Below are 13,784 nucleotides of genomic sequence, written 5' to 3' on the forward strand. Positions count from 1 at the left end.
CCGACGACGGCCTTCATGACCGGGAATCCGACCCGGCCGGGACGGATCCGGCTGTCTCCGGCTCCGAGGCGGCGACCACTCCCGGTGCCCTCGACGGTCGCGCCGAGCCGGCCGCCGCGGGCCTGACCACCGCCGTGGCGGGAACAACCGAACCGGCCCGGGGAGGTCTTTCCGGCCTCGCCCGGTCCGATGCCGACTTCATGCTGGCTGTAGCGCTCGCCACCGGCCACGCACCGATCCCGTCACCCGTGGCCCGCGCCGCTGACCAGGCACGGACACCGGCCGACCAGAACAGCACCACCACCGACACAGTCGTGCCCAGGCAGGCCACCGGCGATCCGGACGAGGCGGCAGGCGAGTCAGCCAACGGAAACCGGGCGACAGCGGAGACCAGCCGTGGCTCGGGCAGCGAGATCACGGACGATCTCGATCACGATGCCGCTTCGAATGGCGCACCGATGCCCACGTCGGCCGCAGCATCGATCGGCACGTCGGCCGAGGTATCGGATGGCACGTCAGCCGCAGCATCGAACGGCACGTCGGCCGAGGTATCGGATGGCACGTCGGCCGGAGGATCGAACGGCACGTCAGCCGGAGTGTCGAATGGCAGGTCGTCTGGGGTATCGGATGGCACGTCAGCTGGAGTGTCGAATGGCAGGTCGTCTGGGGTGTCGGCCGCAGTCGAGTCCGGTGACGAGGCTGAGCCGGTGCCGGATTCCGAAGCGGAGGTAGCCGAGCCCGACTCAGCCGACGGGGAGCTCGAGCCGGTGGCCGAGACCGACGACGAGCCGGGCCCGGAGAAGACCCCCGCCGGGCAGCGACCGGAGAAGACCCCGGCCGAGCCGGAGCGTGCCGAGGTGCGCCTGCTGTCCCGGCCACTCGGTTCGGCTCCGCTGCTCGACTCCGAGCCGTTGCCCGCCACCCGCCCGGGAATGCTGCGCCCACGCCCGCCCGCGGACGGCAGCTTCGGCCCACCGGCGTCCGGCCCGAGTTCGTTCCCCGGTTTCCCACCCGGTGTCGCCTGACCGGCTCGGCGGTTCCGGCCCATCACCTCGGTGGAGTGGCCGATCCAGGTCCAGCCGGACAGACTCATCAGGGTCGCTGCCAGCGGCGATCAGCGCACACAATCGCCGAACGTGTGCTCCTGCTTCGTTCTGACGGGGACAGGCGCACACGTTGCGCGGACCGTGTGCGTCCGTCTCCGTCCCGGCAACGATGGAATCCCACGTTGCCGCATTGTGTGCGCTGATCGTCCCTCCGCCCTCGCGAGAGTCCGGCCCGTCCGTCACGGGCTCGCGACGGGCTCGCGCCGGGCTCGCGACGGGCTCGCGACGGGCTCGCGACGGGCTCGCGACGGGCTCGCGACGGGCTCGCGACGGGCTCGCGACGGGCTCGCGGGCGGGGTCGTGACAGGGTCCCGGCCAGCCGTCGATCCGCCGGCTGGCCGGGAACTCCGAGACCGGTCCGGAACCGTCAGTTCAGGGCGGTCAGGAAGCGCTGCACCACCGGGACCGCGGCCTCGGAGCCGGCTCCGCCCTTCTGGACCATCACGGCGAACGCGACGTCGCCCTGGTAGCCGATGAACCACGAGTGGGTGTCCTCGGAGCCGGTCTGGAACTCGGCGGTTCCGGTCTTGCCGTGGACGGCGCCGCCGGGGACGTTGCGCAACGCGGTCGCGGTGCCGCCGGTGACGACCTCGCGCATCATGGCGCGGAGTTCGCCGAGTGCGTCCTGGTCGAGTTGCGGCCCGGCCGGGAGTGCCGCCGCGGGCGCCGGGTCGAGGAGCAGTTTGGGCTGCTGGAACTGTCCTTTGGCGACGGCCGCGGTGGCGCCGGCCATGGCGAGCGGGCTGACCACGGTGCTGCCCTGGCCGAAGACGGCGGCGGCGAGTTCGGTGGCGGTGCCGCCGTCGGAGACCTGGCCGGGGTACGCGTCGACGCCGAGATCCCATTTGCCGCCGAGCCCGAGCGCGGCCGACGCCTCCTGGAGCCCGGCCGAGCCGAGCTTGGGGGCGAGTCCGGCGAACGCGGTGTTGCAGGACTTGGCGAAGTCCACATGGAACGGCACCTTGCCGAGCGCCTGATCGTGCGAGTTCTTGAACTCCCGCCCGTCGACCGTGACCGTTTTCGGACAGTCCACAGCGGTGTCGGCGGTAATGACGTCGCGGGCGAGTAGTCCGTACGCCGAGATCATCTTGAACGTCGACCCCGGGGGGACCTGGCCGGTGAAGGCGGTGTTGACCCCGCCCGGCTCGGGGCCGTTGGCGGAGGCCAGCACGGCGCCGTCGCTGACCCGGATGGCGACCAGGGAGCTGGGCTGCTTCTCGGCGGCGAGGGCGGTGTCGGCCGCGTTCTGCACCTTGGTGTCGAGCGTCACTTTGATCGGTTTGCCGGCGACCGGCTCGCTGGTGAAGAGCTTGGTGTCCTCAGTGGCGCCGTCGGCCGCCTCCCGGGCGATCACGACGGAGAGTCCGGCCGTACCGCGCAGGGTGTCGTCGTATTTCTGCTGGAGGCCGCCGTGCCCGGTCTGGTCGCCGGCCAGCAGGACGCCCGGTTTGGCGGCGATGTCCTCCTCGGTGGCCGCGTCGACGGTGCCGAGCAGGGCGCGCGCGAAGGCCCGGGTGGGTGCGAGCTGCCTGATCTCGTCCCGGAAGACGGTGCCGGGCAGTGGCCGTACCTCCGCCCGGATCTTCTGATAATCGGACTGCCGCAGGCTGATCAGGTCGAGGAAGGCGCCGGGGTCGGCCTTGTCGACGCGGTCTTTGAGGTCGCTCAGGTCGACGTCCACATTGATCCGGCGGAACAGCGTCGCCAGGTCCTGCTGGAGTTTCGGCAGGTCGGTGATCCGTTCCGGACTCACTCCGACGATCGTCACCTTCTGCGGGCCGACCAGGACCTGGCCTTTGGCGTCGAGGATGCCGGCCCGGGTGGCGGCGACGCGGCGCAGCCGCAGTTTCTCGCCGGCGGCCAGGTCCTGCTGGACGATCGCCGGTTCCCAGACGACGCTCCAGCCGTCCGTGCCGGCCTTGGTGGACCGGACGGTGCTCCGGTAACTCCACTCGACGTCGCCGGGCAGCGTCCATTTGACGGTGATCGGCGTGCTGGCGTTGTCGCCGGTCTCTTCGGTGGCGCCGGCCGTGGTGACGGCGATCGGCTGCCCGGCGAGGTCGCCGTAGAGGGCGGTGAGCTGGCTCTGCACCTCGTTCGCGGCGATCTTGCCGCCGGCCGCGGTGACGAAGCCCACGTCGTCGAGCTTGCCGCCGGTCCAGCCGCTGAGGAACGCCGTGACGGAGTCCTCGGCGGGGTCCGAGGAGCAGGCGGTGAGCCCGCAGGAAGCGGCGAGCAGCAGCGCGGCCAGGCCGGCGGAGGAGCGGCGCATGAGGGTCCTCTCGGTGGGTAGCTGAACGAACCGTAATAAACAGATGCCCGTTCGGCTGTCCCGCGGATCGGGCACACCGGGGGTGTGAGAGGCACGGGGGGCTGGCTCTAGGCTGTCCTCGACACGTTCGAGCCCACAGTGCCGTGGGTGAGGGGAGCGCCGGACCATGGCTGTCGCCGACGAGGCAGCGACCGATTCTGATCAGACCGCGTTGTTGAGTGACGAGGTCCCCAACGCCGAGCGGCTGGTCGCCCACGCCGTCGAGCGGGCGGGCGACGACCACAACACCGCCTCGCTGGTGAGCCGCTTCTGGCGGTTCGCCCCCGACGAGGAACTGATCGGATACACGCCCGACGAGATGTTTGCGGCCGCGGTCGAGCACCGCGAGCTGGCCCGCAATCGTCTGCCCGGTGAGCTGAAGCTCGCCATCACCGAGCCGAGCGGCCCCCAGGCGCACAGCGTCCTGCGGGTCGTCACCGATGACATGCCGTTCCTGGTGGACTCGGTCATCGCCCTGCTCACCGCCCACAATCTGCAGGTCTACCTGATGGTGCACCCGCTGATCGTGGTGCGCCGCGAGCCGCTCGGAGCGCTCGCCCAGCTGGAGGCGGACGTCGAGGCCGACGACGCCATCGAGGGCGACCTGGTGGAGAGCTGGATCCGGATCGAGATCGACCCGGTGCGCCGGCCGGAGGCCCGCGAGCAGCTGCTCAACGAGGTGCGGCGGGTGCTCACCGACGTGCGTGACGCCGTCGAGGACTGGCCGCGGATGCGCCAGCGGGCCGTCGTCATCTCCGACGAGCTGGCCGCCGCTCGCGGTTCGGAGCGCGGCCTGCCGGTGCCCGACAAGGACGTCACCGACTCGATCGAGCTGCTCAAATGGCTCGCCGACGACCATTTCACCTTCCTGGGCTACCGGGAGTACCGGCTGGACGACGGCGTCCTGACCGCGGTTCCGGGGACCGGTCTGGGCATCCTGCGCGGGGCCAGCAAACCACGCCGGCTGGCCGCCGAGATGGCCGCCGAGATCTACGAGCGTGCCATGGAGCGGCGTCTCCTGGTGATCACCAAGGCCAACTCGCGGGCCACCGTGCACCGTTCGGCGTACCTCGACTACATCGGCGTGAAACTGTTCAACGACGCCGGCGAGGTGGTCGGCGAGCGCCGGTTCCTGGGCCTGTTCTCCAGTTCGGCGTACCGGACGAGCGTGCGCCAGCTGCCCGTGGTCAAGCGCAAGGTGCAGGAGGTGATGGACCGGTCCGGCCTGTCCCCCCGTGGCCACTCCGGCAAGGACCTGCTGCAGATCCTGGAGACGTACCCGCGCGACGAGCTCTTCCAGATCAAGACCGATGATCTGTACGAGGCGGTCATCGGCGTGCTGCGGATGGCCGGGCGCCGGCAGCTCCGGCTGTTCCTGCGGCGCGACGGCTACGGCCGGTTCATCTCCTGCCTGATCTACCTGCCACGGGACCGGTTCACCACCGGCAACCGGCTGCGCATGCAGGAGATCCTGCTCCGCGAGCTGAACGGGGTGGGCGTCGACTACACCACCCGGGTCACCGAGCGGATGCTGGCGCGGGTGCACTTCATCGTGCGGACCGATCCGGCCGCCCCGCCCGGTCCGCTGGAGCCGAACGAGCTGGCCGAGCTGCTGGCCGACGCGACCCGGATGTGGGATGACGACTTCTCCCTGGTGCTGGAGCGCAAACTCGGCGACGAGCAGGCCCGGCGGCTGTTCCTGGGGTACTCCTCGGCCTACCCGGAGAGCTACAAGAACACCCACACGCCGTACGAGGGCATGCAGGACCTGGCGAAACTGGAGCTCCTGGAGGAGCCCGGCCAGCTGTCCATGCACCTGTTCCGGCGGCGCCGGCTGGGCGCGGACGGCACTCCCGAGCCGGACGAACGTGACGTGCGTTTCAAGGTGTACCGGTACGGCGAGCCGATGATGCTGTCGGCGGTGCTGCCGGTGCTGCACTCGCTGGGTGTCCGGGTCACCGACGAGCGGCCGTATGAGATCCGCCGCCCCGACGGCGTCATCTACCTGTACGACTTCGGCCTGCTCCCGCCGACCGGCCACCGTGAGCTGGCCGAGGTCCGCCCGCAGGTGGAAAATGCGTTCGCGGCCGCCTGGCGGGGCGAGGCCGAGGTGGACGGCTTCAACGAGCTGGTGCTGCTGGCCGGCCTCACCTGGCGGCAGGTGGTGGTGCTCCGCGCCTACGCGAAATACCTGCGCCAGACCGGCAACGTCTTCTCCGAGCGTTACCTGGAGTCGACCTTCACCCAGTACCCGGAGATCGCCGGCCTGCTGGTGAAACTCTTCGAGATCAGGTTCTCGCCGAGCCTGACCGTCGGTGAGACCGAGCGGGCCCGGCAGGCGGGCGAGGTCCGTGACCGGATCACCGAGCTGCTCGACCAGGTGGAGAGCCTGGACCAGGACCGGATCCTGCGCTCCTACCTCACCCTGATCGAGGCGACCCTGCGGACCAGCTTCTTCCAGCGCGGTCCGGAGGGCCGGCCGAAGTCCTACGTGGCCTTCAAGCTCGACCCGCAGGCCATCCCGGACCTGCCCCAGCCGCGGCCGAAGTTCGAGATCTTCGTGTACTCGCCCCGCTTCGAGGGTGTGCACCTGCGGTTCGGCGCGGTCGCGCGTGGCGGGTTGCGCTGGTCGGATCGGCGCGAGGATTTCCGTACCGAAGTCCTGGGCCTGGTCAAGGCGCAGATGGTGAAGAACTCGGTGATCGTCCCGGTCGGCGCCAAGGGCGGTTTCGTCCTCAAGCAGAAACCGGGCGACCGGGACGAGGCTGTGGAGTGCTACAAGCGCTTCATCACCGCGCTGCTCGACGTCACCGACAACATCCTGGCCGGCAAGATCGTGCCGCCGAAGGACGTGGTCCGGCACGACGGCGACGACCCGTACCTGGTGGTGGCGGCGGACAAGGGCACCGCGACCTTCTCCGACATCGCCAACGAGATCTCGGTCGGCAAGGACTTCTGGATGGGCGACGCGTTCGCCTCCGGCGGCTCGGCCGGTTACGACCACAAGAAGATGGGCATCACCGCCCGCGGCGCGTGGGAGTCGGTCAAGAAACACTTCCGCGACCTGGGCACCGACACCCAGAGCGAGGATTTCACGGTGGTCGGCGTCGGCGACATGTCCGGCGACGTCTTCGGCAACGGCATGCTGCTGTCGCAGCACATCCGGCTGGTCGCGGCCTTCGATCACCGCCACGTCTTCCTCGATCCAAACCCAACAGCCTCGATTTCGTACGGGGAACGCAAGCGCCTCTTCGACCTGCCCCGGTCCTCCTGGGCCGACTACGACAGGTCCCTGATCAGCGAGGGCGGCGGCGTCTACCCGCGGTCGGCGAAGTCGATCCCGGTCAGCCCGCAGGTCCGGGAGGCGCTGCAACTGGGCGAGGCCACCGTGATCAGCCCCGGCGATCTGATGCGGGCGATCCTGCTGGCGCCGGTCGACCTGTTCTTCAACGGCGGCATCGGCACCTACGTGAAAGCGGGGTCCGAGTCGCACCTCGAGGTCGGTGACAAGGGCAACGACGCGATCCGGGTGAACGGCGCCGACCTGCGGGTGAAGGTGGTCGGCGAGGGCGGCAACCTCGGTCTGACCCAGCGCGGGCGGATCGAGTTCGCCCGTGCCGGTGGCCGGGTCTTCACCGACTTCATCGACAACTCGGCCGGAGTCGACTGCTCCGACCACGAGGTCAACATCAAGATCCTGCTCGGTGGCGCGGTCGTCGACGGCGAGATGACCATCCCGGAACGCGACGAGATGCTCGCCCTGATGACCGACGAGGTCGGCGAGATGGTGCTGCGCGACAACTACGAGCAGGCGATGGCGCTCGGCAACGCCCGCTCGCAGGCGCATTCGCTGCTCCCGGTGCACAGGCGCATGCTGAACTCGCTGGAACAGCGCGGTGAGCTGAACCGGGAACTGGAGGCCCTGCCGACCGACAAGGAGCTCGCCGTCCGCTACGAGAACGGCGAAGGGCTCAGCGCTCCCGAGTTCGCGGTGCTCCTGGCGTACGTCAAGATCAGTTTGGAGCGTGAGGTCCTCGCCGACGAGCTGGTCGATGAGGCCTGGACCAGCGGCGTGCTCACCGAGTACTTTCCGACGCCGCTGCGCGAGCGGTTCGCCGGCCGGATGGCCGGACACCGGCTGCGGCGCGAGATCATCTCGACCTCCCTGGTCAACGAGGTGGTCAACCGCGGCGGTACGTCGTTCGTCTACCGGGCCATGGAGGAGAGCGGCGCGTCCGCGGCCGACGTGATCCGGGCGTACGTGGTGATCCGCGACGTCTACCGGCTGCCGGAGATCTGGGCGGCCGGCGAGGCGCTCGACAACGAGGTGCCGACCGCCGCGCAGACGCTGGTCTTCCTGGAGACCCGGCGGCTGCTCGACCGGGCGGTGCGCTGGCTGGTCAGCACCCGCCGTTCGCCGATCGACGTGGCCGGCGAGATCACCAAGCTGGGCCCGGGCATCGCCGACCTGCTGCCGCGCCTGCCCGAGGTGCTCATCGGCCGGGAGCGCCGCTCCCTGGAGAACCGGGCCGAGGAGTTGGCCGGCAAGGGCGTGCCGGAGCACCTGGCCGCCGCGGTGAGCCGGGTGTTCTACGGCTTCGGCCTGCTGGACATCCTGGAGTCGGCGTCCTCGATCGACCGGGACCCGGCCGAGGTGGCGCAGGTCTACTTCGTGCTCTCCGAGCGTTTCGGGGTGGACGCGCTGCTGTCGCACATCTCCCGGCTGCCGCGCGGCGACCGCTGGCAGACCCTGGCCCGGATGGCACTGCGCTACGACCTGTACGCGGCGCTGGCCGCCCTGACCGCCGAGGTGCTCCAGTCGACCCCGTCGACGGCCGCCCCGGAGGACCGGGTGTCCGAGTGGGAACAGGTGAACGCGGCCTCGATCGCCCGCGCGTCGAACGCGATGGGCAACGTGGAGGACACTCCGGCCGAGCTGGCGGCGCTGTCGGTGCTGCTGCGCCAGATCCGGACCCTGGTCAAGACGTCGGCGGCCTGATTTTTGGTGTGCCGGACTTCGGCGGGCAGCTCCCGAAGCCCTGCCGAAGTCCGGCACACCGTCTGCGTCGCGAATCCAACTGGTCCCGAGCCGAGCTCCGCGACGTTCCCCAGACCCACCTTCTGCCCATCACGCTAGGTGACGGGTGAGCCTGGGGGGAAGCGCAGCGTAGGCGGATTGCCCGTTCGGTTGGTCCGGTTCGCCCAGAAGTTTCGCCCATAGCCGGACACTGGTGACGCCCGGAACCGGCCTAGTGACGCACCGTGATGTCGCCTGCCAATCCTCAGCTGGTTCTCATCGCTGTTTCGGCAGGGCTGAGACGGCGGTGGCGACCAGCCCGAGGGCCTCGGCTGCGGCGCGGCTGTTGGCGAGACTCGCACCGTGCGTGATCACGAAGGCGTCCACGCCGGCCGGGCGCCACTGCGACGGCCAGCCCATCTCGACCACACCGACCGGGCGGTCCGCGGCCAGCTTCTCGATCAGGGTCCGGGCCGCGGGCGAGTTGTGCAGGCGGCGGCCGACCAGCACGATCGGCCGGTCACCGGCACGCTCCGTGATCGACTCGACCGTCGCGTCGGCGGCCAGCACCTCGATCTCCTCGGCGGTCGCCAGGTGCGGCGCGAGCCCCCACGGCACTTTGCCCTCGGCGATCGAATACCCGGCCACGAACCGCACCACGAGCGGATTCCGCAGCCTGTCGTCCGACCCCTCGAACCGCATCCCCTGCCGGGCGGCCTCGACTCCCAGCTCGAAATCGGGGCGGCGGCCCCTTTCCGGTGCCGCACTGTCTCCCCGTGCCGGGCTTTCTTCCCGCGCCGGGTGGCCTTCTCGTGTCGCGCTTCTTTCCCGCGCCGGGCTTTCTTCCCGCGCCGGGCCGTCTCCCCGTGCCGCGCTCTTTTCCCGCGCCGGGCTGCCTTCTCGTGTCGTGTGGGTCTGGTGGCCGGCTCGTGGTGTGCTCCAGGCGGCCAGGGCGGCGGTGCGCTCGGCGGCGTCTTCCAGCCGATCCAGGGCGAGCCGCCCGTCCCGGGTGGCGGCCGCGATCTCGGCGGCAACCGCTTCGACGAGTTCGAGGTCGACGACCGCGCCGATGCACAGCAGGTCGGCCCCGGCGGCGAGGGCGGCGACCGCGGCCCGCGGGATGCTGCCGGCCGCGCCCGCCGCGCCACGCATCTCCAGCGCGTCGGTCACGATCACGCCGCGGAACCCGAGCTCGTCGCGGAGCAGCCCGTTCAGTGCGGACCGGCTGAAGGTGGCCGGCCCGTCCCCGGTCAGCTGCGGCACCCGGATGTGGGCGCTCATCACCGCCTGGACCCCGGCCTCGACGGCGGCGGCGAACGGCGGCAGGTCCCGGGAGCGCAGCAACGACAGCGGTACGTCGACGGTCGGTAGCTCGAGGTGCGAGTCGGTGACGGTGGCCCCGTGCCCGGGGAAGTGCTTGGCACAGGCCGCGACCCCGCTGGACTGGAGACCGGTGACGGCGGCCGCGGTGTGCCTGGCGACGAGCGCCGGGTCGGCCCCGAACGACCGGGTTCCGATGATCGGGTTGTCGTCGGCGGTGTTGACGTCGACCGTCGGCGCCAGATCCAGGTTGATTCCGGCGGCGGCCAGGTCGGCGCCGATCGCGGCGTACACCAGGCGGGTCAGGTCGAGATTGCCGGCCGCGCCGAGGGCGGCGTTCCCGGGATACGCGCTACCGGTCCGGTGCCCGAGGCGGGTGACGTCGCCGCCCTCCTCGTCGATCGCGATCAGAACGTCCGCGCGGCCCGACCGCAGCTGGGCGGTGAGATCGGCGACCTGACCGGGATCGACCACGTTGCCGCCGAACAGGGTGTGCCCGGCCAGCCCGTCGTGCAGCAGGTCCACCGCCCAGGGCGGCGCGGTGGCGCCGGGAAACGCGGCCAGAAGTGTGCGCAGGGCCAGCCGGCGGAGGCCCGGGTCGATCGTCATTGGTGTCCTTCCGATGACGCAACTATGGCCGCGGGAGGCCGGGAGCTGCCATGATCGCTCGGAGTCGATAGCCACCTTCCGGTCCGGCATCATTGCCTACCGTTACGCTGCGGCTGCGTGTCGTGCGTCGACACAGTAACAGGAAAGAATCCTTAGTATTAGGGGACTACGTTATGGCCGCCACTCGCCTTCCGGGCACGCCCCGGTTGCTGCGCGCTCTCAACGACCGCGCCGCGCTGGACCTGCTGCTCACCCGCGGCCCGCTCACCCGGGCCCAGCTCGGCGAGATGACCGGCCTCAGCAAGGTCACCGCCTCCCAGCTGGTGGAACGCCTGGAGGAGCGCGGACTGGTCCGCCGGGTCGGCGAGCAGGCCGGTGGCCGCGGCCCGAACGCGCAGCTCTACGCGGTCACCCCGGGCAGCGCCCATGTGATCGGCGCCGAGGTCGGACCGGACGGTGTCGTCGCCGCCTGCGCGGACATCACCGGCACCGTGATCAGCCGGGTCGAGCAGAGCACCAAGGACACCGACGATCCGGTCGGGGTCGTACACAATGCCGTGGTCCAGGCCGCCGGTGAAGCCGGCGCCGACATGTCCTCGGTGCGCCGCGTCGTGCTCGGCACCCCCGGCCTGGTCGACCCGCAGTCGGGTGAGATCTCGTTCGCCCACGACCTGCCCCGCTGGCACCGTGGCCTGCTCGCCGACCTGCGCCGCGACCTGAACATCCCGGTCTTCTTCGGCAACGACGTCAACCTGGCCGCGGTGGCCGAGTCGAGCACCGGCGCCGCCACGGGTGTGACCGATTTCGCTCTGGTCTGGATCGGCCGGGGCGTCGGTCTCGCCACGGTCATCAACGGCCGTCTCCACCAGGGCGCCACGGGCGCCGCCGGTGAGATCGGCTACCTGCCGGTCGGTGGCGCCGAGGTGCCGCACAACGCGTCCCGCCGCGGCGTGAAGGGCGCCTTCCAGGCGATCGCCGGCGCCGACGCGGTCAAGGCCATCGGCAAGCAGTTCGGTTTCCGGGGCGCCGAGGCCGCCGACGTGGTCCGCGCCGCAGTCGCCGCTGGTCCGGCCGGTGAGCCGGTCCTCGACGAACTGGCCCGCCGGCTGGCCCTCGGTGTGGCCGCCACCTGCGCGGTCCTCGACCCGCCGCTGGTCGTGCTGGCCGGCGAGGTCAGCCGGGCCGGTGGCCCCGCCCTCGCCGACCGGGTGGAACGTGAGGTCGCCGCGATCACCCTGGTCTCGCCCAAGGTGGTGGTGACCGGCGTCGCCTCCGAGCCGGTCCTGCACGGCGCCCTGCGTACCGCCCTCGACGCCGTCCGCGACGAGGTCTTCGGCTCCACCACCGACTGAGCGCACGACGCCGGCCGGGACAGCCCTCGCGAGCAGCGGTCTTCCCTCGTGGGGGCGGGTCACCGGCACGCCGTCCGGTCGCCGTGGGCGGACGTGGTTGGATGGACGCGTGCGCGACGCTGCCGTATCGATTCCGCCCGACGAGGACACCGTCATCGCCTTCGACCGCGTCAACGTGGTGCGTGGTGGCAACTACCTGATCCGCGACCTGTCCTGGCAGGTCGAGCTGGACGAGCGGTGGGTGGTGCTCGGCCCGAACGGCGCGGGCAAGACCACCCTGCTCAACCTGGCGTCCGCCCGGATGCATCCGACGCGCGGTAACGCGTACGTCCTGGGTGAGAAGCTGGGCCGGACCGACGTGACCGAGTTGCGGACCCGGGTCGGCATCACCACTGGCCGGTTCGCCGACCAGGTGCCGCCGTCCGAGCGGGTGCTCGACGTGGTGGTGACGGCCGCGTGGTCGGTGGTCGGCCGCTGGCGGGAGAGCTACGACCCACAGGACGAGGCGCGGGCCCGCGAGCTGCTCGATCAGCTCGGCATCGGGGCGTTCGCCGACCGTGAGTTCGGCACCCTGTCCGAGGGGGAGCGCAAGCGCACCCAGATCGCCCGGGCTCTGATGACCGACCCCGAGCTGATGCTGCTCGACGAGCCGACCGCGGGTCTCGACCTGGGCGGCCGGGAGACGCTGATCGGCCACCTCACCGAGCTGGCCCTCGACCCGGACGCGCCGGCCATGGTGCTGGTCACCCACCACGTCGAGGAGATCCCGCCGGGCTTCACCCACGGCCTGCTGCTGCGCGAGGGCACGGTGGTCGCGGCCGGTCTGCTCGGCGAGGTGATGACCGCGGAGAACCTGACGAAGACCTTCGGGTTGCCGTTGATCGTCGACCGGTTCGGCGACCGGTTCACGGCACGGGCCGGCTGATGACCACCCGGGTCGTCGTCGCGGGCAGCGCGAACATGGATCTGGTCGGGCTGGCGCCGAGCCTCCCCCGGCCGGGGGAGACCGTGCTCGGCGACGACTTCGTGATGACGCCCGGCGGCAAGGGTTCCAACCAGGCGATCGCCGCCGCGCTGGCCGGCGGCGAGACGGTCTTCCTGGGAGCCATCGGCTCCGACGCCTTCGGCGTCACCCTCAACGCACGGTTGGCGGCGGCCGGCGTGGGCGTTGATCTGGTACGGACCAGCTACGGCTCGTCCGGGGTGGCGGTCATCATGGTGGACCGGGCCGGCGAGAACTCCATCCTGGTCAGCCCCGGCGCGAACCGTACCTTCGTCGGCCTCACCGACGAGGAGTCGGCCGCCGTCGCCGCCGCCGACGTGCTGCTCTGCCAGCAGGAGATCCCGATGGCCACCGTGCTCGCCGCGCTGAAGGCCGGCCGGGCCGCCGGGACCAGGACCATCCTGAACGCCGCGCCCGCCCGTGTGCTGCCATCCGGCCTGCTCGACGAGGTGGACCTGCTGGTCGTCAACGAGACCGAGGCCATCGCCATCACCGGCGGCGACGAGCCGGACGTCAAGGCGCTGCTCGCCCTGGTGCCCCGGGTCGTGCTGACGCTCAGTGGCAACGGCTCCCGCTACGCCGACCGGGACGGCGCCGACGTGCACGTGCCCGCGTTCCGGGTCGAGGTCGCCGACACGACGGCGGCAGGCGACGCGTTCACCGGCGCCCTGGCCGTCGCCTGGGGCGAGGGCCGCGACCTGATCGACGCCGTCCGCTGGGCCAACGCCGCCGGCGCGGCCTGCGTGCGCCGGGTCGGCGCGAGCAACGCCCTCCCGGCCCGAGCCGACATCGAAGCCCTCTACACCCAGCCCTGACCCACACCCTCGCCGGCTGCCGGCCATCCCGCCCCGAGCCAAGCCCGCCAGCCGTAGCCCACGACGGTCTAGCGCTCCGCTTTCCCACGCTGAGCGACGGCCGGGATCACCAGCCGTCGCTGGCGGCGGTTTTGCGGTCGGTTTAACCGTGGTGGGCGACGGCCGGGATCACCAGCCGTCGCTGGCGGCGGTTTTGCGGTCGGTTTAACCGTGGTGGGCGACGGCCGGGATCACCAGCCGTCGCTGGCGGC

At 71.2% G+C, this 13,784-nt stretch carries 6 protein-coding genes; 4 read left to right on the forward strand and 2 right to left on the reverse strand.

Features of this window, described 5'->3' with window-relative positions:
• Positions 1 to 1,473: 1,473 nt before the first annotated feature.
• Positions 1,474 to 3,378 (reverse strand): penicillin-binding transpeptidase domain-containing protein, encoded by a 1,905-nt coding sequence (locus tag AB0E94_RS14435; protein WP_360326245.1) that lies wholly within the window; start codon positions 3,376 to 3,378, stop codon positions 1,474 to 1,476.
• A 166-nt stretch (positions 3,379 to 3,544) separates the two neighbouring features.
• Here AB0E94_RS14435 and AB0E94_RS14440 point away from each other — a divergent pair, with 166 nt between their 5' ends.
• Positions 3,545 to 8,416, forward strand: a complete 4,872-nt coding sequence (locus AB0E94_RS14440; protein WP_360326246.1) for an NAD-glutamate dehydrogenase — start codon at positions 3,545 to 3,547, stop codon at positions 8,414 to 8,416.
• 294 nt (positions 8,417 to 8,710) lie between these two features.
• On the opposite strand, the gene AB0E94_RS14445 is transcribed toward AB0E94_RS14440, so the two are convergent.
• Complete coding sequence (locus AB0E94_RS14445; protein ID WP_360326248.1) at positions 8,711 to 10,363, reverse strand: glycoside hydrolase family 3 N-terminal domain-containing protein; 1,653 nt, start codon at positions 10,361 to 10,363, stop codon at positions 8,711 to 8,713.
• Positions 10,364 to 10,536: 173 nt separating this feature from the next.
• Here AB0E94_RS14445 and AB0E94_RS14450 point away from each other — a divergent pair, with 173 nt between their 5' ends.
• The 3 genes from AB0E94_RS14450 (at position 10,537) to AB0E94_RS14460 (ending at position 13,533) form a co-directional block, all read left to right on the forward strand.
• Complete coding sequence (locus AB0E94_RS14450) at positions 10,537 to 11,715, forward strand: ROK family transcriptional regulator (RefSeq protein ID WP_317790401.1); 1,179 nt, start codon at positions 10,537 to 10,539, stop codon at positions 11,713 to 11,715.
• 109 nt (positions 11,716 to 11,824) lie between these two features.
• Complete coding sequence (locus tag AB0E94_RS14455; RefSeq protein WP_360326249.1) at positions 11,825 to 12,640, forward strand: ABC transporter ATP-binding protein; 816 nt, start codon at positions 11,825 to 11,827, stop codon at positions 12,638 to 12,640.
• Positions 12,637 to 13,533 carry a ribokinase gene (locus AB0E94_RS14460; protein ID WP_360326364.1) on the forward strand — a complete coding sequence of 299 codons (897 nt, stop codon included), beginning with the start codon at positions 12,637 to 12,639 and terminating at the stop codon, positions 13,531 to 13,533. Before AB0E94_RS14455 ends, AB0E94_RS14460 begins: the two co-directional genes overlap by 4 nt.
• Positions 13,534 to 13,784 lie beyond the last annotated feature (251 nt).

This window comes from Actinoplanes sp. NPDC026670 (assembly GCF_040638175.1).
In the GTDB taxonomy this organism is placed as follows: Bacteria; Actinomycetota; Actinomycetes; order Mycobacteriales; family Micromonosporaceae; genus Actinoplanes.